We start from the raw sequence: 21,520 nt of genomic DNA on the forward strand, positions 1-21,520 counted from the left end.
GAGTTCATAGCGCTAAATATATAGCTTTATTACTCTAGCCATTTTGGGTTTCAACAGACAAGATGGTGGATTAATTCTACACAACTCTTATGCAATATTTTTATTTCAGGCGATGATAGTCTGGTTAACCTGTGCTCCCGTCGTCTAGTCCGGCCAAGGATGCGGGCCTCTCGAGCCCGAGATCCCGGGTTCAAATCCCGGCGGGAGCACCACGTTCAATCTAGAAAAGTTTTTTGAGGCCTATGGAGGGCCCTGATAATTGTTTATAATCGACCTAGCCTCCCGTTTATCACATGGTCATATGACCGGAGTAAGACTAGCTTCCCGTCCGTTAGACCATAACGACCATATTGTGTCCATCGAACGCATATCTAATCATCGGGAAACTAGCCGCCTGATCCTTCCCACAAAAATTCTTAATGGGCAGAAGGCTAGAAATATTCATGCCCAGGATGCAAATATTTCAGAGGGAGGCAAGGATGCTCACGGAGATGATATCATTGCCTTTATGTCGAGGCTTGTTGAGAACCGGATCATCCCTAGTGAGTCTAAGATGGATCTCCTCATGGCCTAGGAGTGCGCAAAGAATGGCCTCGACGTGGAGGTCGTCAAGCCCGTCTACAAAAAGATTAGCTTTGTGGTCTTGTAAAATGGGGCAACTAAGTAGCCCATTATCTACTTCTACCTGGACCTACCTCCTGAAGAGGACTCCGTGGACTGTCACACGTAACTTTAAACCCGTTACGAACTATAGCCCAGGAGTGAGGACCATATGGCGGATGATCCTATCACCCTTGAGGAGATCATTCATACCCTTAGGTTCTACGTGCTCCCTTTGCCGGAACTTATGAGCGAAAAGTGAGTCCGAATCAGGTGAGGGATAACACTTGGAGATGCATATACCCGTAGCTAGGGCCAATGGAGTGACCGTGTTTTGCCCCTCAGAGGGGCGATACGCCTTCTACAACAGCCCGTACCCCGCTCACCGGCTCTCTACAGGCATAGATATCTACCCCGGGAAGGGATTCGGAGATATTGTTGCCTCCCCCGTCTCAGGCAGGGTAACCCTCATCAGGAAGTTGAAGGTCCCCCAGGCCAGTCGCTTCATAGACCACGGCCACGATACCGTCATCTTCGTGGAGAGCCGGGAGAACCCCCGGCGACTCGTCAAGATTCTCCATGCCGAGCCCTGCGTCCAGGAAGGGGACGTCCTAGAGACAGGGCAGACCCTGGGAACCCTTATCCGGTCTGGTTACTTTGGCTACTCAACAGCCCCATATCCATCTTGAGGTGAGAAGACTGGAAGATCCCTTGCGCGCAAGGGGCGGCCTACACTTCGAGAGACTCCAGGAGATTGGGAATGTACCTAAACTGGGGATTCTTGAATGTCTTGTTTTACAAAGCAAAGCTGAGTATGCGGAGGTCGAGATCAGTGGGGCTTCTCAGTTGGGATTGCAGTGTGAAGTAGGCGGCGCCCCAGGAGTCCTGGACGGAGGGTTCCCCTATTATGGCTGGCTAGGAGTTCATACCGACATTAATCCACCTGAGGTGGGCCCCGTCTATTTATGCGATACGGAGATTGCTGATATCTCAAAAACGGTCCCTATGGGCTGCGTGGCGAGCTGCCGAGGGTTTTCGCTCAATATAGGGAAAATGCGAATCGGTCTTTCAACCTGCCTTTATCCAAGGGGAGACCCTCGCTTCTTTTTGATCCCTATAAGTCATGGGGCGCTAAGTCTAGAGCTTGGGACTCGGTTTTTTATTGAGATCTGCTAGTATCTGATGTCTAGTTAGAAAGGGCTTAAAATTTACGGAGTCTTATTCTAGCGAGTAAACGCCTCAGAGGATTATGATGAAAAGAATCGGTTCAGGGTGGATCCCCCTTCAGTTTCCTAAGAGCTTCGACAAGGACCTGCGATTACTTGTCTATTCCATGGCTTCCCGGCGGCTCTCTATGGGCTTCCTTCAGGTAGTGCGAGCAATCTACTTCGCCATCCTAGGCTTCAGCCCGGTCCAGATAGGGTTTCTTCTCTCTATCGCAACATTCGTGAGTGCCCTCCACTATATAGTGATCGGTCACCTCTCAGACCGATTCAGCCGTAAAGTTTTTTTTATTCTTGGAGGGATCTTTGCATCTCTGCGCTTGGTTATCTTCGCAATAAGCTCAGATTTCTGGTTCCTAGCCCTTGGCCAAGGTGTGGGGGCGTTAGGGGAGGGAGCAGGAGCTGGACAACCCGTAGTCTCTGCTTATATTTCAGATAAATCCAAGGTCGTGGATCGTCCGCAGATCTTTAGTACTATTGCGGTGACCAATGCTCTCGCAGCTACGGCCGGTTCTATGTTAGCAGGACTTCCGGTGTTCTTTCAGAAAATATGGGGCGTTGATATCATCAGAGCCCATGCGCTACTTTTCTGGATTGGAGCCTTCGGCTCATTGTTATCCATAATCTTCGTCCTCCCCTTGAAAGACTCCAGAACGAAGAAGGAGGTAGTGGAAACCGGACGAAAATTCTTGAACGTGAGTGACTGGAGGGTAATTGTCCGTTTCTCGATCGTGAGGATCACAAGCGGACTTGGATGGGGATTCATTGACTCCCTTTTACCACTATACTTTTATATTAAATTCGGCGTTTCAGGGGAGGTTTTAGGGCCTATCTTCGCAGCGACTCGGTTCCTAAGCGTCTTTAGTTTTGGACTCATCCCCGAAGTCGTCGATAGATTTGGGAAGATCCAATCATTGGTAGGGTCCCGAATCATCACGGGAATCCTAGCTGTGGCCTTCTCAGTGACTCCGTGGTTTCCAATCGCTGTAGTGCTCATGATTTCCCTTAGAATCGCCATAATGTTCACCATGCCTATCCGCCAAACCTTTGCCACCACCCTCGTCCCCCCAGATGAGATTGCGACCGCCATAGGCGTTAGCAGCTTCGCCAGGATGACCATGAGATCAGTGGCACCCACCATTGCTGGATATATGTTCGAGGCGATAAGCCTCTCCCTGCCGTTTATGATTGGCGCAGGGTTCCTGGTCGCGAACGGTTTACTATATAAGATCTTTTTTCAACAGTCGGATTGTATAAAGGAGAATAACTAGGTAATCAAGTCCTCTCTAGTTGAACAGCGTGACTTCGACCTCAGCTCCCTTTTCAATAACGTCTAGGTTTACCGGGAGTATGATGTAGCCGTCTGCGTATACCATGCTAGTTATCGTCCCGGACTTTTTAAAAGCTGGAAAAGCTGTACCGTTCCTAACCTTAACTGTAAGGAACTGCTCCCTCCCGGACGAGGAGACGAATCGCGTGCTCATCCTTGCGACCAGTTTTCTCGAATGTTCAGGAGGTAGCCTGGCCATCATCCTGAGGGCTGGAGTCAGAAAAATGTAGGCGTTGCTTAGGCAGGAGGTGGGATACCCCGGCATCCCGAAAATGGGAGTTCCCTGGACCATGCCGAAGAGTGTAGGTTTTCCGGGTTTAACTTGAAGGCCGTGGAATAGGACCTCTCCCATCTCCTCCACAATCTCGCCAAAGAGATCTCGGACACCAACGGAACTCCCGCCAGAGAAGATGCCAATATCGTGGCTCGCGGCATCGATAATAGACGACTTGATGCTTTCCTTGTCGTCTGGGACAATCCCTTTTAGGACAGGTTCGCAGCCATTGCTGGAGGCTATCGATGTAAGGGTATATGAATTCATGTCGTATATCTGGCTCGGTAAGAGCTCTGTTCCCAGAGGTTTGATTTCCGAGCCGGTTGAAAATATAGCTACCCGTGGCTTCTCATAGACTCTGATAGTTCCCCGGTTGAGGGCTGCAAGGGCGCCTACCTTTGCAGGGGTCAGGATCTCCCCCAACTCGATGACAGTGTCCCCCTTCTTGATATCCTCCCCTATAGGGGTGGTGTTCGCACTCGGATAGGCCGGCTTCTCAATCTCAACATAGTCTCCTTCGAGTTTTGTGAACTCAACCATGACAACGGCGTCACTCCCTTCAGGAACGGGGCTCCCGGTTGCAACCTGGACGCATTCCCCCTTCTTGACTATTCCCTCAAAGAGCTCTCCCGCGTGTTGCACGCCTATCAGTTTTAACCGACTAGATGTTAAACTGGATGCGGTGTAGGTATCCTCGGCCCTCACGGCGTAGCCATCCATAGCAGACCTTTTGAAGGGAGGCACGAAAAAATCCGCTACAACATTCTCGGCTAGGATCCTAGCCCCTGCACTCTCAATGGGGATCTCCTCTATTCTACCAACCCTACCAATGTTTCTCTCTATCCTCTCAAGTGCCTCCATTCGTGACAGGAGGGTTTTGAAGGGCTTCATTCCAGTCATCTGTTCAGCTCCCATAACATGTGACCTAGTGAGGGAAGTATGATCTCCCTGAGTGCGGTCTCCATTGCTCCCTTGGATCCTGGGAGGCAGAAGATCAGTTTTCCGTGAATGGTGCCCGCAGTAGCCCTGCTGGACATTGCCGCGTGACCGATCTCCTCGAAGCTGAGGCGCCTGAAGAGTTCCCCGAATCCTGGAATGAGTTTCTCTAAGGTTGAGGAGACTGTGGCAACGGTCTTATCCTTGGAGCTGATGCCAGTTCCCCCGCTGGTAATAATAACTTGGACCTCTGGATCAATAAGGAATCGCGTATACATCTCGTGGATCTTGCTGGTATCATTGGGGACGATAACATGGGAGGACACCCTGTGTCCGGCCTCCTCGAGAAGGTGGACCGCGTTCTTCCCAGTCTCATCGGATTCCATCGTCCTAGAGTCGCTGGTAACTATTAGTGCTACAACTGCCTTGACCTTCTGGTCTCTCCTATGCTCTTCTAACTTCAATGCTTTCTCTTCTCCATGACCATCACGTCTGTGATAATCGTCGAGGGGTACTGTCCGGCCGTGTCCTTCTCCAGATATTTTACCATGTCCCAGAGGGTGAGGAGAGCCACGCTTACACCCGTTAGAGCCTCCATCTCTACCCCCGTCTTATAATCCGCCGCGACGCGACACCGTGCCTCTATATAATTCTCTTTTATCTGGAACTCGGCATCCACGGATGTGATAGGAATCGGGTGGCACAAGGGTAGAATGTCTGGCGTTTTCTTGACTGCGAGAATGCAGGCGACCTCTGCAGTTGGTAAGGGATCTCCCTTCTTGATTCTTCCTGACCTGATCTTCTCTATCGTGTCTCCTCTGAGGTTTATCCTCCCAGTTGCCACTGCCTCCCGGTGGACGACTTTCTTATCGGAGATATCGATCATCTTGATTGGGTTATTCCGTTTGTTCATACTCTTTTCCCTCTATCCAGTAATCTCCCTCTGATGTGACCTCCTTCTTCCATAGGGGCACCTTCTCCTTTATGGCCTCTAGGATGTATCGGCAAGCCTCGAAAGCTTCAGGCCTGTGTCCCGCCCCCACTGCGATCATCATGATGTTATTAGAGACGTTTAATCTCCCATATCTATGGACGATGGCGACCTCTTCTATCCTATACTTTGCTATAGCCTCCTCCCTGATGGCCTGGAGCTGTTTAATCGCCATATCCTTGTAGACCTGGATCTCGATTCGGTCTACTTCCCTTCCCTTTGAATTATCCCTTACAGTTCCGACAAATGTAACTATAGCTCCAATTCCTCCGGATCTGATGCTCCCGACGATCTCATCAATAGAGAACTTTTCACTCGTTACCTTGATCATGTCATCCACCACTAACGGGCGGGAAGAAAGCAATAGTATCGGCCTCATTTAGTCGTGCATTATTTTCGACGTATTCTCCGTTGACTGCATAGAGGACCGTCTTCTCATTAAACCCCTCATATTTTTTATTGATCAATTCCCTTAAGTCATCGGTTGTAGTACCCTCGGGAATCTCGAGTTCTGTACCGGCTGTGCCTGTTAACAGCCGGAAGGATGCAAAAAACTTAAGGTTCACCTTCATGGTCTCCATCCCCAGAATGGCTCCCTTTTTGCTACAGCTTTCCTGAAGGCCGTTTTAATGTTCTCCCGGCTCCCTCCATTCCTCAGCAAGGAGACTGCCTCTACGTGGTTGTCCTCCCTCATGAGGCAGGGCTTCAGCTCCCCATCTGAAGTGAGCCTGAGGCGGGTGCAGTGAATGCAGAAATCGGAGTTATGTATTGGCCTCACTACCTCCACAACCCCCCCGCACTCAAGGTGATATTGGCGCCTTCGATGCATCTCCCGCTCTACAACCTTAGACGAGCGTGCCTCCAGCTCCGCTTCCAGAGGTTTGAGGTCATAATGGTAGTCTGACCAGTCTGTAGTTCCCCTTTCAAGGGGTTGGTACTCGATAAGCTGGAGGGTAACTCCCACTTTAGTCGAGAAATCGATCATCTGGGGGATCTCCTCCGCGTTGATCCCTTTCATGATCACCATATTGAGCTTTACAGGGTTTAGCCCACAAATCTTTGCTTTAGCTATCCCATTCTTAACCCTTTGGTAGGAGGCACTCCCATTGATCTTGCAGAAGATATCGGGCTTTCCCGAGTGGAAGCTGACATTTACCCTGTCGAGCCCCGCCTCTTTGAGTTCACATGCCTTCTCACTGAGGAAATAGCCGTTGGTGGTCATAGATACCTCCACCATATGTGTTGAGACCCTCCGGACAATCTCGAAGATGTCCTCTCGTAAAAGGGGCTCCCCGCCTGTGATCTTTACCTTGCCGATCCCGAGCTCCGCTGCCACGGACACGATGGTCTCAATCTCCTCAGGGGTCGCTTCTCTCTTGGACCCTGATTCCCCCTCCTGGTGGCAAAAGAAGCAATCGAAATTGCATCTCTGGGTTATTGAGACTCTCAGACTGTTCACATCGCGCCCGTGGGGGTCAACCATATTTTCTATGATTTCCCCTTCGATGTTCACGTTTGATTTGTTAATCGTTCCCATCTCCTGAGGTCTCCGTTTCTGCTGTCTGCGGAGTCATTCGGGCCGAAAGCTTAAAACGATATGCATGGATGAACACATCGAGTTGTATATATTTACTGAGCTCAAGAGGACTAGGACGATCATAATTGTGGGTCTCCTAATAACCCTCGTTGGGGTGACTTATGTCGTATGGCCCAGAGCCAAAACTAGCCACCTTATCGTTTCTACTACCACAAGTCTCTATGATACGGGGGTCATCGACCTGATCGAGGACGCCTTCGAGGAGAAGCACCGGATAGATCTCCACTTTATTTCTGTTGGGACGGGTCTAGCGATTGCTCATGCGAAGAGGGGCGACGCGGATATGATCTTAGTCCATGCCCCCGGCAAAGAACAGGAGTTCATGAAAGAAGGTTTTGGTGTCAACCGGAAAATCATTGCCTATAACTATTTCACCATTGTCGGACCTCCCGATGACCCAGCTAGAATCAGGGGAATGGACACGCCAGAAGCAATGAAGACTCTTGTAGGAAGAGGAAGAAACGGCGAGTCCGTTTGGGTCTCCAGAGGTGACAACTCTGGGACACATTCGAAGGAAGTGAAGCTCTGGATTATGGCGGGCTTCGATGACTCGGAGCTGAGCGAGGAGTCTTGGTACCTACAGGCCGGCACAGGGATGGGGAAGACGCTCCAGATCGCCGAGGAGAAGCATGGATACACCATCACCGACATGGGGACCTATTTAAAGTACGGGGAGGCTGGCATCCTGAGTCTGGAGGTAATGGTGGAGTCGGTTCCGAGTCTCCTCAATGTCTACAGCGCCATTGCCGTGAACCCGGATACAGTCATAAATGCCGAGTTTGTGAGTGCTATGGCATTCATCAAGTTTCTTATCTCGGAGCAGGGGCAAGCCATCATCGGCGAATACGGTCTGGAGCACTATGGTAGGAGCCTATTCAACCCCGCCTTAAAGTTGCTGGAGACAGAATCCGATCCTAAAGTAACAAGGTGGATAGAGGAAGCCGCATTCTTTATGGGATCGGAATGCCCCCCAGAATATCGTCGAGGGGATATCAATCTCTACGGGTGAGCCAAATGGACCAAGGATACAAAATCAGTAAAAGGAAGTGCCCCCTGTAACCTCCATTTTACTTCAGGGCCTCAAAGAGGCCTTTACTCTGATAATGACCGGTGACAGAGGACTCATCGAAATAACCTTCAGGGCTATCACCGTCTCTGGCCTCGCCACAGTTCTAGCCTCATGTTGGTCGATTCCTTTCGGCGTCTTTTTAGGTCTAGGGAGCTTCAAAGGAAGACAATTCCTCAAAGGTGTATTCAACGCTATAATGGGGGTGCCAGCAGTCGCCATTGGGCTCCTGTTCTATCTCATTCTATCAAGATCGGGGCCTCTTGGCAGCCTCCAGTTACTCTACACACCCTCAGCAATCATCCTCGGCCAGTCCGTCCTGATTACTCCAATCCTAGTGAGCCTATTAGCGGCGACCGTTGAGACCGTTGATCCTGATATCAAGAGACTTGCACTCACGTTAGGAGCGTCAGAGCTGAAGGCCAACCTCACGGTCCTCGGGGAATCCATGGGGGGCATACTCCTCTCGATATCGGCTAGCTTCAACAGGGCGATCGCAGAGTTGGGTGTTGCCCTCATGCTAGGAGGAAATATACGGGGGGCTACCCGAGTCCTCACTACTGTGATCGCTCTAGAGACGGGGAGGGGAGCGATCCCCCTAGGAATTTCCTTAACCGTCGTACTTATCGGTATAGTGGGCGTTATGAACGCCCTTCTCTACATCGCCCAAAGGTGGCTTTAGGGATGATGGAGCTCTGGGGCGTATACAAAAGATATGGAGAGACAGAAGCCCTACGAGACATATCTCTCAAGATCCGGAAGGGTGAAGTGATCACGGTTTTAGGGCCAAATGGTTCAGGGAAATCGACTCTCTTGAGAATAATTGCCGCGCTCGAGCAACCAACTGGAGGGAAAGTTCTGTTCAAGGGGAAGAAGTTTGACTTTGACGAAATTGGGGGGTGGAGGAAGAGGGCGACCCTCGTGTTCCAACGACCAGTCGTTCTCAGAGGTAGCGTTTTTGAAAATATAGCTTACGGACTCAGGCAGAGAAGTCTCCCAAGAGATGAGGTAGAGGTGCGAGTGTCTGAAGCCCTCTATACGTTAGGGCTTCACGTCCTGGCAAAGAGAAAAGCAAAGAGCCTTTCCGGAGGCGAAAAGCAGAGGCTCTCAATCGCCAGGGCATTAGTTCTGGAGACAGACCTCCTGCTCCTCGACGAACCCACTGTCAACTTGGACCCTGAGAGTCTTGAGATCGTTAAGAACTTGATTCATGGGTTAAGGAAGAGACCAGATATCACAGTTGTGTTCGCTACCCATGATATTGAGATCGCTAGGAATCTTTCTGATAGGGTGGTCTTACTAAGCGGTGGTCAGATCGTCGAAGTCGGCTCGACCCGAGACCTCATGTTAAATCCATCAACCGATATGGCAAGGTTCGTGAGGACTGAGAACGTCTTCACCGGTCACTCAAAGAGGGTTAATGGGGTCTCACATATCATGGTGAATGGTGTTGAAATAGTCGGGGCATTTAGTACAGAGGGTAGAACCACCATTGATGTGATGCCAGAGGATATCCTCATCTCGAAAAGAATCATGGTATCTAGTGCTCGGAATAACTTGCAAGGGAAGATAATAATGGTCGAAGAGATCGATGACATCTTCAGGATTAGAGTGGATGTCGGCGTCGTCTTTACAGTCCAGATTACGAGGAGGTCACTCAAAGAGATGGGTCTCAACGCAGGTCAGGAAGTTTACCTTACATTCAAGGCATCCTCCGTCAGGCTCCTCAAGGCAGAGTAGATCTCAACCTATTAGTAATCCTCTGTTACTAAACAGTGAATACGCGCCCGTTATTTGTTGAATAAGGAGATCAAAGATCCCGCACTGATCCTTAGCCGTGCCCTATACCGAACAGGTTAACGTAGATGTTCACTACTCCTCTTACCCGTAAATATCTGATCCCCCTCGCTGTGAGTGTAGGAATCTCAGTGACTCAGATTTGATATCTAAGGGCGGTCGAGGGTTTGAACGGGCATATGCTCCAGGTCTACTGAGTCCCTCTAGTGGACCGCGTGTACAATATTATACGGATATGGTGACCGGTTATTTTCATCGGCGCCGCGCACGCGATTTTAAGGTTTAAACAACAATCTAATGATCTTACCTATTTTTAGTACGTGCGTAAAGGTGGCGCGGCCGGCAGGATTCGAACCCGCGACATTGGGTTGTCTCCTAGAAGTCTATCCGAAGACCCACGCTCTATCCATGCTGAGCCACGGCCGCAACAATGAACAGAGAAAACGCATCATTAGTTAAAAAATTGTTGCTGATATAACGGTTTGTATTGGATCCAAATCTTCTGCGTGTTATCTCTAGGTATGCTCTTCCTGAATATCCGACTTCGGGTAAAAATACAGGCTATCGCCAGAGAAGATTTATTCCAGCATACTGCAATACCCGCTAGTTAAGGAGCGACGGTCCTATGATTATCCCCATAAACTTGATCAGGGAGATTGAGATCTACACTTTTTCTCACGCCACGGAGGACGAAGAGAAGGTTGAAAAGGCTATAAAGAACCTTCTCCCGGAGGGAAACCAGGACCTCTGGCTCACGAGGAATACGCTAAAAGGATATCACGGAGATCCTATCACTATCGTATCGGGAAAGATACGAACGAAGAAAGGGGCGACCGGGGTCCTCTGGAGAGTGGTGCAGGAGCTTTCATCCCTTGACCAGCAAAGACTGCTGGACGAGCTAGAGGAGAGGTTAGATGAGGGAGGAAACTTCCATATTCGACTTGATAAGCAAAACGCATATCTGGGCAAGATCTGCCTGTTGGAGACAGATCCGGTGAAAATGAAGTTCAGGCTCAGGTTACCCCACGGGAGGGACCGAGCAGAGTATGTCCGCGAAGTTATCCACACTATGATTCTGGAGGACTCACCGACGTGAGGCGATTCGTCGATCTCAACATCCGGGACCCAGGTGATACCCGAGTTCTCACTGAGATGCTGGAACTTGCTTCAAAGCTGGGGTTCAAAGGCATCACTCTATCATCTGAGAGACCTCAACCGCAGATGATGAGAAACAAAGCCTTGTCTGTGGGTATTGATCTCTCGAATAGGATCGACCTGAGGCCTAGGAGCACCAACGAGTTATCCAAGGCCCTCCGGCGTGTCCGCAGAAAATTCGAGATCATAGCCGTCTGTTGCGAAAACAAAACTGTATCAAGGCAGGCAGCAAAGGATCACCGGGTTGATATTCTCACCTTTCCCCCCCTAAGAACCAATAAGAGTCGGGTAGGTTTAGACCGTCAGGGAGCAGCTCTTGCTTCAAAATCTAACTGCGCCTATGAGATTTGCCTCTCCGACTTGCTTGAACCAAGCGTCGACAGAGCAAGGTTCCTGATAGACCTAAAACGGGACATCTCGAACGCGATACATGAGGGTGTGCCCATGGTGGTTTCGAGTGGAGCTGGATCTCCTCTCCAAATGCGGGAGCCTCGAGCCATAGCTTCGATCACCAACCTCCTTGGAATCTCTAAGGACAAAGGCCTCGATGCTGTATCTGAGATCCCCCGAATTATATTGGAAAGAAACCGAGAGAAACTCAGGCTAGGCTTCATCAGCCCAGGCGTAAAGGAGGTCCGATGATGCCAGTGAGGAGTATCGGGAAACGGTACTTAGCCATCTCCGTTGAAGGCGAGGATTCCTACTCGGAACAGGAGGTTTCTTATACACTTTATCAAGCCGTCAAAGGGCTATTTGGTGATTTTGGCGTGTCTTTGCTCCAGCCGAGACTTGTGGAGTACAACGAGGAAACAAGCATAGGAATCATTCGATGCCGTCGGAGCCACATGTGGGAGATGAGGGCCGTCCTTGCGCTGATTACAGAGATATCTAACCAAGAAGTGGCAGTAAGAGTGATGGGCGCTTCGGGGACCATCAAGTCATTGAAACTATCAATTTAAATAATATTTTGGTATCTAACCTAACCCAACCAAAACTAGATGCAAGGAATTCATTTTGAAGTATTTTCTTCATATAGTTATTTTTTTCAGGCTCATATCAACCTTTATATCTGGAGCATCTGTAGATGGTCAGGTGCGCCGAGAAGAAATCATGAGCCGAATTCTCCTCAAAACGGAGTTGAATAGGCTTTAAACCTCTTGCGCGTGATGAAATCAAAGGCTGAAAAATAGAATGATCATACCCGTCAGATGCTTCTCCTGCGGCAAACTTGTTGGGGACAAATGGGAGCCCTACTCCAAGAAGGTGGCCACCGGAGAGCACCCCAAGAAGGTCCTCGATGACCTAGGAGTCGAGAGGTACTGTTGCAGGAGGATACTGCTTTCTCACGTGGACCTCATAAACGATATACTATTGTTCCACAATACTAAAGAGATTGTCGATATCAGAGGCGAACGTTAAATATGGAAATTCAGCAAAGCGATAGCCTCTTGCTTCCTCAAGAGGTGCTTCTTTCCGCGGGTGTCCATATAGGGACCAGGGTCAAGACTAATGACATGGTGCAATTCATATACAAGGTGAGACCAGACGGCCTTTTTGTCCTCGACATGGATAAGATGAACAAGCGAGTCATGACCGCCGCCAAGTTCATCTCCATGATGGACATCTCGAGACTAGTAGTCGCTTCGTCCAAGAGGTATGGGAGGCTTCCGGTCCACAAATTCTGCGAGGTGACCGGCGCGCATCCTCTCATCGGGCGCTTCACATCGGGGACCTTCACCAATCCAACGTATAGCCACTATTTCGAACCAGTAGCGGTGCTCGTCACCGATGCCCTCGCCGATAAACAGATTGTGGTTGAGGCCACGGCAGTAGGCGTCCCTGTGATAGCCCTGTGCAGCACCGACAATAACCTCTCTGATGTTGACCTCGCCATCCCCATCAACAACAAGGGGAGGAGAAGCCTCGCAATAGCATACTGGCTCCTCGCGAGGCAGCTTAAACGGGAGCTAAACGAGCTTACCCCAGAGCAGGAATTTTCGTTCTCCATCGACGATTTTGAATCAACGTTATAGGTGAGACAATGGGCGTCAGGCGACCTTGGGTTGCGGGATCCTTTTACCCCGCATCACCCGGTCACCTAAAGAAGACCATCAAGGAAAGCTTCACCCATCCCCTTGGTCCTGGTAAATTACCCCAGAAAGGGGCTGAGGAGAGGAAGATCATCGGAATCATCTGCCCTCACGCGGGATTAGTCTATTCTGGCCCCATCGCTGCCCACAGTTATTATTCTCTAGCTTCTGAGAAAACTCCTTCAGCGGTGATTATCCTTGGCCCGAATCATACTGGCTTGGGATCCCCGGTCTCAATATGGGGAGAGGGAGCTTGGGAGACCCCGATGGGAAAAGTTGGTATCCATAAACACCTTGCAAAAGAGATCTCAGAAGCGTCTGACCTCATTGAGCTGGATGAATCTGCCCATTTTAGAGAGCACTCAATTGAGATCCAGCTCCCATTCTTACAGTATATTTACAGGGAGACGAGGATCGTACCCATCTGCATGAGGTACCAAGATCTTGCCACCAGTAGAGTGGTTGGTAGAGCTATCGCAGAGTCTGTCGCAGGGATGGATGTCCTAATCCTCGCCTCAACGGATCTGACTCATATGGAAACCAAGGAATCCGCCGAGGGGAAGGATTTTGGAGTCCTCAAGAGGATGGAGTCTATGAACGAGGAGGCCCTCCAATACTGGGTACATTCCCAACGGGTTAGTATGTGTGGATACGGTCCTGTCTCGGCAACCCTCGTCGCAGCGAAAAAGATGGGTGCTACCAAAACCCAGGTCCTCGCTTATAGCACTAGCGGGGATATCACTGGAGACATGTCTGCGGTGGTGGGCTACGTTTCGGCCAAGATTTTGAGGTAGAATGCGATGTCTGTAGAAGCCACAGCGCCTGGGAAGGTGATACTTTTTGGAGAGCACAGCGTTGTATATAACGGTCCAGCCATCGTCATTGCCATAGACCGAAGGGCAAAGATCACAGCCAAGGAGAGAGACGATAATAAAATCAAATTCGACTGCCTCGACCTAGGATTCGAGGGGTACTTCGAGGGAAACAAATACCATCCTATAGTGGGGGCAAAATGGAGGGGGAAGAGGCTCCAGGCTATGCTCGTCTCTGCCAGGACGACGATGGAACGCCTCAATAAACATTCAGGGCTGGACCTCACCGTCCGCTCTGAGATCCCTATAGCCGCTGGTCTGGGCTCCTCAGCAGCAATCTGCGTCTCTATAGTAGCGGCTACAGGGGCTCTTCTAAAGGGTAACCTGTCACCGCAAGAGATCTGCGACATCGCCTATGAGGGAGAGAAGATAGTTCATGGTACACCTAGCGGTGTGGACAACAACATCTCCACGTTTGGAGGAATACTGCGCTTCGAGAAAGGCATTGGCATTGATAGGATCGATTTCAATGGAGTGCTCCCTCTTGTAATTGGGAACTCTCGGAGGAATCGCTCTACTCGAAAGCTCATCGCCCATGTGATGGCCCTCAGGGAAAGAAACCCCGAGCTCATAGACGGACTCATCGACTCAATGGGCGAGGTTTCTCGAAGGGGCCTTGATGCAATCAAAGCAAGGGACTATCCGAAGATCGGGGATCTTATGAACATCAACCATGGCCTCCTCTCTTCAATGGGGGTCTCCATCGCCAAGCTGGAACTCCTCATCCACGCGTCAAGGAGAGCCGGGGCATACGGTGCCAAACTCACTGGGGCGGGTGGAGGTGGCTGCATGATCGCCATCACCAGCTCCGAGAAATTACAGGATGTCAGCCAAGCTATCTTCCTAAGAAAGGGGGATCCCCATATTGTAAAAATCAGCTATGAAGGGGTCAAGGTCAGGAGGATGGGATGACTGCAGGTCCTTAAGCTCGGAGGTTCAGTGATCACTATCAAGGACCAGGATTTCACGGTCGACTATAGGAATATCCGGAGGCTTGCTGAGGAGATTAAAGCCGCCTGGCCTACGCCGGTGGTTATTGTCCATGGCGGGGGCTCCTTCGGCCATCCGATGGCTAAGAAATATGACATTACTGATGGGGTCACCTCAGATCGGCAGATCCATGGTTTCGCTAAGACTCACCAGGCCATGGTGGAGCTCAACTCCATAATAGTGAATGCTTTCCTAGATACTGGGCTACCGGCTATTTCGGTGAGCCCATCGTCCTTCATCGTCACAGATGACGGGAGGATTTCCAAGGTTGATCTCGAAATCATGGGCAAGCTCGTCGTACAGGGTGTTCTTCCATTTATATTCGGGGATGCAGTTCTAGACAGGAAGAAAGGGTTTACTATCCTCTCAGGGGACCAGCTCGCCGTGCGCCTAGCCGTCTCCCTCAAGGCCACTAAGCTCATCTTCGGGGTCGATGTAGATGGTATCTTCACATCTAACCCTAAACTTTTCCACAAAGCGAGGTTGATTGAGCGTTTGGAATCCGAGAAGGTCGAATGTTTCGCCAAAATCGGAAAGTCTCTCTCTACTGATGTAACCGGTGGTATGCTAGGGAAGATCTCTGAGGCCAGAATGGCGGTCCGAGAGGGGATCGATGTCCTATTTGTGAACGCTACGGAGCCAAACGTGATACTTAAAGCCCTAAAAGGGGAACCCGTAACAGGGACCATCCTGACGGGGTGAGGACGCTGACTGAGATCGAGAAGAGAAAGGAAAGACACCTAAAATTATCGCTGGACGAAAACGTCCAGTCCGATATGGGAACGGGGTTTCAAGACGTCAGGCTCATCCATAATGCTCTCCCCGAGATCAATCTCGACGAGATAGACACGGGAGCGGAGTTCTTCGGGAAGAGACTCAAGTCACCCCTTATCTTCTCGGCGATAACAGGGGGAACACTGTTCGCTAAGGAGATAAATTCTACCCTTGCCGAGGTCGCTGAGGATCTCGGGTTAGGGATAGGGGTAGGCAGCCAGCGAATTGCCCTTGAAGACCCCACCTTAGAGCACACATTCAGGGTTGTGAGGGAAAAGGCGCCATCTTCTCTGGTTATGGGGAACATCGGCTGCCCTCAGCTCAGCATCGGCTGGGGCGTTGAGGAGGCGGAGCGATGTATCAACATGATAGGCGCAGATGCCCTCGGGATCCACATGAATCCCCTTCAGGAGGCCGTCCAACCTGGTGGAGATACACAGTACTGGGGCGTTTTGGAGAAGATAAAGGCGATAACGGGCGATCTTGGGACGCCAGTGGTGATGAAGGAGACAGGGGCCGGTATTTCTAGGGAGGCCGCCCTGAGCCTGGAGGCTGCCGGGGCATCGGCTCTGGAGTTGAGCGGCGTGGGAGGGACGAGCTGGGCTGCTGTAGAGCATCACATTGCAAGAGTCGATGGAAAAAAAAGTAAAGAAGCCCTTGGTAAGACCTTTTGGAACTGGGGAATACCTACGGCGATAAGCGTCGTAGAAACCAGCGGATCTACGGATTTGAAAATTATCGCTTCTGGAGGAATAAGAACAGGTATAGAGATGGCTAAGGCGATAACTTTGGGTGCTGATGCCGTTGGAATAGCGAAGCCCTTACTCGAGAAAGTGGTTGAAGGCAAGGGGGCCCTCGTAGATCATGTGAATAACATCCTTAGGGAGTTCCGAACCGCGATGTTCCTCGTAGGGGCCAGGAACGTGGAGGAACTCAAAGCAGTACCCGTCATCGTCCTGGGGAAAACCTCGGAATGGCTTAGGTTGAGGGGATACGACCTCCGGAGTCTGGCAAACAGGAGATAAATCCTGGAGGGTTTGGAGGTTACTTTGATCAGGTTTATACGATTCACACATATTATCGGAAGAGGGGAATAACGGTTCAAAACTTGATTTCAGAGAGACTAATGGTCAGCGCTTTGAAGGTCGATGACTACATATTCAATCTTCTTGAGGACCGGAAACCAGTTGTTCTATACGAAGCTTCGAGGCACCTCTTCCATGCGGGGGGGAAGCGTCTCAGGCCTTATCTCGTATTAAAATCCTGTGAGCTCGTAGACGGAAACCCCCACCTTGCCCTCCCATTCGCAGCTGGTCTGGAGATCCTCCATAACTTTACGCTTATTCATGATGACATAATGGACAAAGACTCATTCCGGCGAGGTAACCCTACAATTCACTCAAAGTGGGGGGTCCCCATGGCCATTGCAAGCGGAGACCTCCTGTTCGCGAAAGTCTACCAAGCCATGTACGCTCCGTATTTTGACGGTTCTTTACCCAGCGAGAGTGTGCTCAAGTCTATAAAGGCCGTGACGGATGCCACAATCAGCATCTGCGAAGGCCAGGTCCTCGATATTTCATTCCCAGATACGAGGGACGTCTCCCCGGAAGATTATATCCTCATGGTCGGAGGCAAGACCTCTGCACTCTTTAGTGCCTGTGCCAAAATAGGCGCTATCGTTGGGGGCGCCAATAGAAGGGAAGTAAAGATGCTTGCCTCCTTTGCATGGGATGCAGGGATTGCCTTCCAAATCGTGGACGACATCCTCGGTTTAACTGCCAATGATACGACCCTTGGGAAGCCCATAGGAAGCGACCTAAGGGAGGGGAAAAAGACCCTCATCATGGTATACGCCCTAAAAAATACCGCATCAAGAGAGAAGGAGAATCTACTCAGAGTGCTCGGAGACCAGAATGCAGATTCACAGGATATAGATGCTGCCATCGAAATCTTGAGATCCAGTGGCGCAATCAATTACGCCAAGAAAAAGGCAGCGGAGTACGTTAAGAGCTCTAAGGAGAGCCTTAAGGTCTTCCCAGATATCCAAGCCCGGCAGGACCTGTTAGAGCTGGTCGATTATTTCAGCTCCAGGGACTACTGACCTCCTAGAATTATTGATCAGATTTTTCGTCAACGGTGATGATTAGTAAAAGCTTGGCGAAGGGATTTAGTTCTCCTTAAAGTGTGGGAGGATTTCCTTACCGAAGAGGTCGATTGATGCCCGCATATTTGGCCCCAGTGGGCTCCCCGTAATGAAGTGTGTTATTCCTTTTTTAAAGATGGTGTCAATCTTCTCTGTGCATTGCTCCGGGCTACCACAGACGGTGAACGCGTCTATCATCTGCATGTCGACCGACCCAAAGGCCTCATCCCAGTTTCTGTTAGCGAGATCATTCTGTATCTTTTTGGCCTTCTTCACTGGAATGCCATGTTTCTCTAGGATAAACGGAGGGCTTCCTGCAACAATATAGGCAACTACGGGCACTAGGGGCTTTCTAGCCTTCTTCTCTGTATCGGCTACAGAAAATGAGGTATACGCTGCAATATCCACCTCTTTAGGATCCCTTTTTGCTTTTTCTGAGCCCTTACGGATGAGCTTTACTGCTCTCTCGATGTCATCAGGATGGCTAGCGTTGATAAGAGCCCCGTCACCGATTCTTCCGGCAAGCTTAAGCATCTTTTGGCCTTGGGCTCCAATGTAAAGAGGTATAGGATCAGTGGTTTTAAAGTTGAATCTGGCCCCGCCAGTAGTTTTGAATATTTTTCCGTCATAGCCGGCTTTCTCCCGGACGATCTGGCGCCGGATAATCTCTACGGCTTCCCTCACCGTCCTAAGTGGAGATTTCATCTCCACACCCGCCGTCTCAAGAGTAGTCTTGTCCCCTGCCCCGATCCCACATATCACGCGACCTGGGGCGATCTCATTGAGGCTTGCGACACTCTCTGCGGTCATCACCGGGTGGACCATATATGGGTTTGTGACTCCAGGGCCCAGTTTAATATTGTCGGTGTAGTTAGCGATAATCGCAAGGCTAACGTAGACGTTCCTGTTATTGAAGTGATCCGTGATCCAGATACTGTCGTATCCCAATCTCTCGGCTTGGATAGAATAATAGGTGGTTTTCCAGAAGGGCTCCAGAGGGACGAACTCTATACCGAATTTCAAAGCCATATCATTTTCCTCCTAGGTTCATTTCGTTTAGGATGGCTTTGGTTCGCTTCTTGTCGGCCTTCAAGGCTGCTTTTAAGAGGTATCTCAGCCCCTCATCGCTGGATAGCTGGTTCTCTTGCCATTTGTGGAGTATCCCTTTGGCGAGGGAGCTAGGGACAGCCGCGCCATCCTTAACCTCGAGGATGACATCAGTGAGCTTCTCGGAAAGAACGTTTCTCTCTTCCTTCTGTATCCTCTCGATAATTTCCTTATAGCTCATATCGCTAGGGTAACCACCATGTTCACTATATCCTTTTCGATGATCGATCCAACCCAAAGGTTCGAGGGAAAGAATGTGAGCTCCAACTATTTCATGCACATCTTGGATTTCACTATCGTTAATAAACGGGAGGCTATCTTTTCTTTTTCCCTGAGGGTTAAGTGCTCATAGCTCCCCTTCTTGTCGATGATGAACGCCTCATTAGTCTCGTGACCAAAACCCACTTTTGTTCGGGCAACGTCGTTCGCCACGATGAGGTCCATGCCTCCGGTCTCCATCCGAGTTTGGGCTTTTTTTATTAGATCCTCGTCAGATACGTTGTATTCCGCCTTAAAGCCTACGAGGAAAATCTTTGGTCTGACTTTTTTGACCCTATCGATAATCTTTGGCCTCGCAATTAGATCGATCCGCCAGCTCCCGCTACCAGAGGACGTCTTCACCATGTCTCTCTCCTTTATGCCAAAGTCAGCGGCCGCAGCAGAAAGGACGGCCAAGTTATATTGAGAGCTCTTGAGCTCTTCAAGAACCGCGTCTAACATCTCAGTTGTCGTCTCGACTGGGATCACCTTTGCACCAGTGGGAGGTTCTGCAGAGCCTGGACCATAAACTAGGGTCACTTCTCCTCCTCTCTCAAGAGCATCTCTAGCTATAGCAATCCCCATTTTTCCAGAACTCGGGTTTGTGATGAACCTGAACCCGTCGAGGTACTCCCTAGTGGGTCCTGCGGTAATCAAGACACGTACTCCCTGATAATCTCTCCGGACCGTAAGCTTGGAGATAACTGCCTCAACTATCTCTTCCGTGGTGGATATTTTTGCCATTCCCTCCTCGAATCTAGGTATGAGCACCTTAACCCCGATGGATCTTAGTTTTTCCACATTCTTCATCACGATGGGGTGGCGGTACATGGAAGCGTGCATCGCCGGGACCATGATGATGGAAATCCCGGTGCCTATTGCTGTGGTGAGCAATGTGGTAATAGGTGTATCATCAATGGCCGTGGCCGCTTTCCCTATGGTGTTGGCCGTGGTCGGAGCTACCAGGATGAGATCGGCTCTATGTAGGTGCTCCCCCCCTAGGGTGATATGTTCAGTCTCTCCTGTAAGCTCTGTGACCACGGGGTTCCCCGTAGACCACTCCATCATATGGGGGTGAATTACCTTCTGTGCCATCTGGCTCATGACCGTGTAGACCTCCGCTCCATATCGCATAAGTTCCCTGGCGATCTCGGGGCTTTTAATCGCAGCAACGCTACCTGTCACGCCGATGACGATCTTTTTGCCACTCAGCTCGTTCCCTTTGGTTCCGATTATCTGCTTGGAGGTGTGTTCCCCGAGGCTCATATTTCCTCAGCTTCGCTTATGGGGGCTATGGATATTAATGTTTCAGCGCGCGCGAATAAAATATTCTAAAGAGGAGATTAGTAAAATCCTGTTGCTAACCGCGCGCGAGCGTTCGCATCTATAAAAAGTCGCCTTGACTGATAACTTCTTTTGTGACGAGGTTTAGTCTTCCAGCCTCAATCTTTTCTTGCCTTGTTGATCTCCTTAACGTACCAAGCGGTGTCCCTCTGGACAAAATCTCGAACATCAACCCGGACCGGCTGGCCCTTCTCATCTAATAGCACTACCTCATCGATCTCGGAGTTGATGATCTTCCTCTGGCACCTCTGACAGGGTTCGGCCCGGGTGTATCCACCGTCAGGATTTAATCCTGCGATGTAGAGTTTCGCCCCGATTCTGTCGCTGCGGTTGGAGTTGATGATCGCGTTCTCCTCTGCGTGGACGGCTGGGCAGAGGTCATAGGCCTTATTTGCAGGTTGATTCTTCATGTCCTTTATACACCCCACCTCAAAGCAGTTGATGACTCCTCTGGCGTTGCCGTTGTACCCTGTCCCTACGATAGTGTTTCCCTTAACAATAACTGCCCCGAACTTGCGTCTCAGACATGTAGACCGGGCGGCTACCGAGACCGCTATCTCCAAAAAGTATTTTGTCTTGTCGGGCCTATCCAACGACTAACCTCGTCATCCCATTGTCGCAAACTTGCTTAAAAACTCTTGAGGTGAATTTGTCACGGCCGCGAGTAAACCCATCAAACGTTGCCTGCGAAAGGTTTGAGGGCAAGCGGATGGATGGCTTCGATATTGCTGTAATGGAGATTTCACTTTGTTTTCAGGAGATCGACGGCGCGATCAAGAAATATATTTCATGCCTCGATCCTTCAGCTGTCATCTGAGAGGGACAATCGGTTCGAGCATCCATTTCCCTTGAGAGTGGGGTGATTATTGTCGCCTACGTAAGGCTCCTTAACCTCTTTTGCATTTACCCCATGGACGATTCCCTCTATGGTTTAATATCCCCCTACCGAACTATCTAGCCGAAGGGCTGAATA

Annotated in this window: 27 protein-coding genes and 2 tRNA genes; 18 read left to right on the top strand and 11 right to left on the bottom strand. The window is 50.2% G+C overall.

Features of this window, described 5'->3' with window-relative positions; genetic code table 11:
- The first annotated feature begins 133 nt into the window (after nucleotides 1–133).
- The 4 genes from QGG23_01565 (at nucleotide 134) to QGG23_01580 (ending at nucleotide 3,094) form a co-directional block, all read left to right on the top strand.
- Nucleotides 134–212: transfer RNA gene (locus tag QGG23_01565), tRNA-Glu, on the top strand.
- Nucleotides 213–259: 47 nt separating this feature from the next.
- Nucleotides 260–574, top strand: a complete 315-nt coding sequence (locus tag QGG23_01570) for a hypothetical protein (GenBank protein ID MDP6048127.1) — start codon at nucleotides 260–262, stop codon at nucleotides 572–574.
- Between the two features lie 313 nt (nucleotides 575–887).
- The gene (locus QGG23_01575; protein MDP6048128.1) at nucleotides 888–1,289 is read left to right on the top strand and encodes a hypothetical protein; all 402 of its coding nucleotides are present in this window, start codon (nucleotides 888–890) and stop codon (nucleotides 1,287–1,289) included.
- A 560-nt stretch (nucleotides 1,290–1,849) separates the two neighbouring features.
- Nucleotides 1,850–3,094, top strand: coding sequence for an MFS transporter (locus QGG23_01580; GenBank protein ID MDP6048129.1), 1,245 nt, complete (start codon nucleotides 1,850–1,852; stop codon nucleotides 3,092–3,094).
- Nucleotides 3,095–3,109: 15 nt separating this feature from the next.
- On the opposite strand, the gene QGG23_01585 is transcribed toward QGG23_01580, so the two are convergent.
- Genes QGG23_01585 through moaA form a run of 6 tightly spaced genes read right to left on the bottom strand, consistent with a single transcriptional unit; the run spans nucleotide 3,110 to nucleotide 6,837 of the window.
- Entirely contained in the window at nucleotides 3,110–4,327 is a 1,218-nt protein-coding gene (locus QGG23_01585; protein MDP6048130.1) for a molybdopterin molybdotransferase MoeA, read from the bottom strand.
- Nucleotides 4,324–4,827 carry a MogA/MoaB family molybdenum cofactor biosynthesis protein gene (locus QGG23_01590; protein MDP6048131.1) on the bottom strand — a complete coding sequence of 168 codons (504 nt, stop codon included), beginning with the start codon at nucleotides 4,825–4,827 and terminating at the stop codon, nucleotides 4,324–4,326. Before QGG23_01590 ends, QGG23_01585 begins: the two co-directional genes overlap by 4 nt.
- Nucleotides 4,824–5,276 (bottom strand): cyclic pyranopterin monophosphate synthase MoaC, encoded by a 453-nt coding sequence (gene moaC, locus QGG23_01595; protein ID MDP6048132.1) that lies wholly within the window; start codon nucleotides 5,274–5,276, stop codon nucleotides 4,824–4,826. Before moaC ends, QGG23_01590 begins: the two co-directional genes overlap by 4 nt.
- The gene (locus tag QGG23_01600; protein MDP6048133.1) at nucleotides 5,260–5,685 is read right to left on the bottom strand and encodes a molybdenum cofactor biosynthesis protein MoaE; all 426 of its coding nucleotides are present in this window, start codon (nucleotides 5,683–5,685) and stop codon (nucleotides 5,260–5,262) included. The genes moaC and QGG23_01600 overlap by 17 nt, the downstream gene beginning before the upstream one ends.
- A 1-nt stretch (nucleotide 5,686) precedes the next feature.
- On the bottom strand, nucleotides 5,687–5,935 hold the full coding sequence (gene moaD / locus QGG23_01605) for a molybdopterin converting factor subunit 1 (protein ID MDP6048134.1): 249 nt from the start codon (nucleotides 5,933–5,935) through the stop codon (nucleotides 5,687–5,689).
- A complete protein-coding gene (gene moaA / locus QGG23_01610; protein ID MDP6048135.1) occupies nucleotides 5,923–6,837 on the bottom strand; it encodes a GTP 3',8-cyclase MoaA in 915 nt (304 codons plus the stop codon). The genes moaD and moaA overlap by 13 nt, the downstream gene beginning before the upstream one ends.
- A 118-nt stretch (nucleotides 6,838–6,955) precedes the next feature.
- On the opposite strand from moaA, the gene QGG23_01615 reads away from it, so the two are divergent.
- The 3 genes from QGG23_01615 (at nucleotide 6,956) to QGG23_01625 (ending at nucleotide 9,757) form a co-directional block, all read left to right on the top strand.
- On the top strand, nucleotides 6,956–7,960 hold the full coding sequence (locus QGG23_01615) for a substrate-binding domain-containing protein (protein ID MDP6048136.1): 1,005 nt from the start codon (nucleotides 6,956–6,958) through the stop codon (nucleotides 7,958–7,960).
- Between the two features lie 94 nt (nucleotides 7,961–8,054).
- Nucleotides 8,055–8,699 carry an ABC transporter permease gene (locus QGG23_01620; protein MDP6048137.1) on the top strand — a complete coding sequence of 215 codons (645 nt, stop codon included), beginning with the start codon at nucleotides 8,055–8,057 and terminating at the stop codon, nucleotides 8,697–8,699.
- A gap of 2 nt (nucleotides 8,700–8,701) precedes the next feature.
- Nucleotides 8,702–9,757 carry an ABC transporter ATP-binding protein gene (locus tag QGG23_01625; protein ID MDP6048138.1) on the top strand — a complete coding sequence of 352 codons (1,056 nt, stop codon included), beginning with the start codon at nucleotides 8,702–8,704 and terminating at the stop codon, nucleotides 9,755–9,757.
- Between the two features lie 388 nt (nucleotides 9,758–10,145).
- Here the strand turns inward: QGG23_01625 and QGG23_01630 are convergent.
- A tRNA-Arg gene (locus QGG23_01630) sits at nucleotides 10,146–10,240 on the bottom strand.
- 199 nt (nucleotides 10,241–10,439) lie between these two features.
- Between QGG23_01630 and QGG23_01635 the strand changes: the two genes are divergently transcribed.
- The 10 genes from QGG23_01635 to QGG23_01680 all read left to right on the top strand — a co-directional run bounded on the left by QGG23_01635 (nucleotide 10,440) and on the right by QGG23_01680 (nucleotide 17,796).
- Nucleotides 10,440–10,910, top strand: coding sequence for an RNA-binding domain-containing protein (locus QGG23_01635; GenBank protein MDP6048139.1), 471 nt, complete (start codon nucleotides 10,440–10,442; stop codon nucleotides 10,908–10,910).
- The gene (locus QGG23_01640) at nucleotides 10,907–11,611 is read left to right on the top strand and encodes an RNase P subunit p30 family protein (protein MDP6048140.1); all 705 of its coding nucleotides are present in this window, start codon (nucleotides 10,907–10,909) and stop codon (nucleotides 11,609–11,611) included. Before QGG23_01635 ends, QGG23_01640 begins: the two co-directional genes overlap by 4 nt.
- Nucleotides 11,608–11,928: an Rpp14/Pop5 family protein gene (locus tag QGG23_01645; protein MDP6048141.1), complete on the top strand. Its 321-nt coding sequence runs from the start codon at nucleotides 11,608–11,610 to the stop codon at nucleotides 11,926–11,928. Before QGG23_01640 ends, QGG23_01645 begins: the two co-directional genes overlap by 4 nt.
- Nucleotides 11,929–12,160: 232 nt before the next feature.
- Nucleotides 12,161–12,388 carry a DNA-directed RNA polymerase subunit N gene (locus tag QGG23_01650; protein ID MDP6048142.1) on the top strand — a complete coding sequence of 76 codons (228 nt, stop codon included), beginning with the start codon at nucleotides 12,161–12,163 and terminating at the stop codon, nucleotides 12,386–12,388.
- Nucleotides 12,389–12,390: 2 nt separating this feature from the next.
- Entirely contained in the window at nucleotides 12,391–13,002 is a 612-nt protein-coding gene (rpsB, locus tag QGG23_01655) for a 30S ribosomal protein S2 (protein MDP6048143.1), read from the top strand.
- Nucleotides 13,003–13,010: 8 nt separating this feature from the next.
- Complete coding sequence (gene amrB / locus QGG23_01660) at nucleotides 13,011–13,853, top strand: AmmeMemoRadiSam system protein B (GenBank protein MDP6048144.1); 843 nt, start codon at nucleotides 13,011–13,013, stop codon at nucleotides 13,851–13,853.
- A 6-nt stretch (nucleotides 13,854–13,859) separates the two neighbouring features.
- The gene (gene mvk / locus QGG23_01665; protein MDP6048145.1) at nucleotides 13,860–14,843 is read left to right on the top strand and encodes a mevalonate kinase; all 984 of its coding nucleotides are present in this window, start codon (nucleotides 13,860–13,862) and stop codon (nucleotides 14,841–14,843) included.
- Nucleotides 14,844–15,623, top strand: a complete 780-nt coding sequence (locus QGG23_01670) for an isopentenyl phosphate kinase (GenBank protein ID MDP6048146.1) — start codon at nucleotides 14,844–14,846, stop codon at nucleotides 15,621–15,623.
- Nucleotides 15,620–16,720, top strand: a complete 1,101-nt coding sequence (fni, locus tag QGG23_01675; GenBank protein MDP6048147.1) for a type 2 isopentenyl-diphosphate Delta-isomerase — start codon at nucleotides 15,620–15,622, stop codon at nucleotides 16,718–16,720. The genes QGG23_01670 and fni overlap by 4 nt, the downstream gene beginning before the upstream one ends.
- A gap of 101 nt (nucleotides 16,721–16,821) precedes the next feature.
- The gene (locus QGG23_01680; protein MDP6048148.1) at nucleotides 16,822–17,796 is read left to right on the top strand and encodes a polyprenyl synthetase family protein; all 975 of its coding nucleotides are present in this window, start codon (nucleotides 16,822–16,824) and stop codon (nucleotides 17,794–17,796) included.
- Nucleotides 17,797–17,862: 66 nt separating this feature from the next.
- Here QGG23_01680 and QGG23_01685 read toward each other — a convergent pair whose 3' ends face one another.
- From QGG23_01685 to QGG23_01700, 4 genes are all read right to left on the bottom strand, one after another.
- Nucleotides 17,863–18,867, bottom strand: coding sequence for a 5,10-methylenetetrahydromethanopterin reductase (locus QGG23_01685; protein ID MDP6048149.1), 1,005 nt, complete (start codon nucleotides 18,865–18,867; stop codon nucleotides 17,863–17,865).
- A 1-nt stretch (nucleotide 18,868) separates the two neighbouring features.
- Entirely contained in the window at nucleotides 18,869–19,126 is a 258-nt protein-coding gene (locus QGG23_01690) for a hypothetical protein (protein MDP6048150.1), read from the bottom strand.
- 86 nt (nucleotides 19,127–19,212) lie between these two features.
- Nucleotides 19,213–20,469: a bifunctional phosphopantothenoylcysteine decarboxylase/phosphopantothenate--cysteine ligase CoaBC gene (gene coaBC, locus QGG23_01695; GenBank protein ID MDP6048151.1), complete on the bottom strand. Its 1,257-nt coding sequence runs from the start codon at nucleotides 20,467–20,469 to the stop codon at nucleotides 19,213–19,215.
- A gap of 176 nt (nucleotides 20,470–20,645) precedes the next feature.
- A complete protein-coding gene (locus QGG23_01700) occupies nucleotides 20,646–21,140 on the bottom strand; it encodes a deaminase (protein MDP6048152.1) in 495 nt (164 codons plus the stop codon).
- Between the two features lie 56 nt (nucleotides 21,141–21,196).
- On the opposite strand from QGG23_01700, the gene QGG23_01705 reads away from it, so the two are divergent.
- Nucleotides 21,197–21,364 carry a hypothetical protein gene (locus QGG23_01705; protein MDP6048153.1) on the top strand — a complete coding sequence of 56 codons (168 nt, stop codon included), beginning with the start codon at nucleotides 21,197–21,199 and terminating at the stop codon, nucleotides 21,362–21,364.
- Nucleotides 21,365–21,520: the final 156 nt, after the last annotated feature.

It is taken from the genome of Candidatus Bathyarchaeota archaeon, assembly GCA_030739585.1.
Classification (GTDB): Archaea; Thermoproteota; Bathyarchaeia; order TCS64; family TCS64.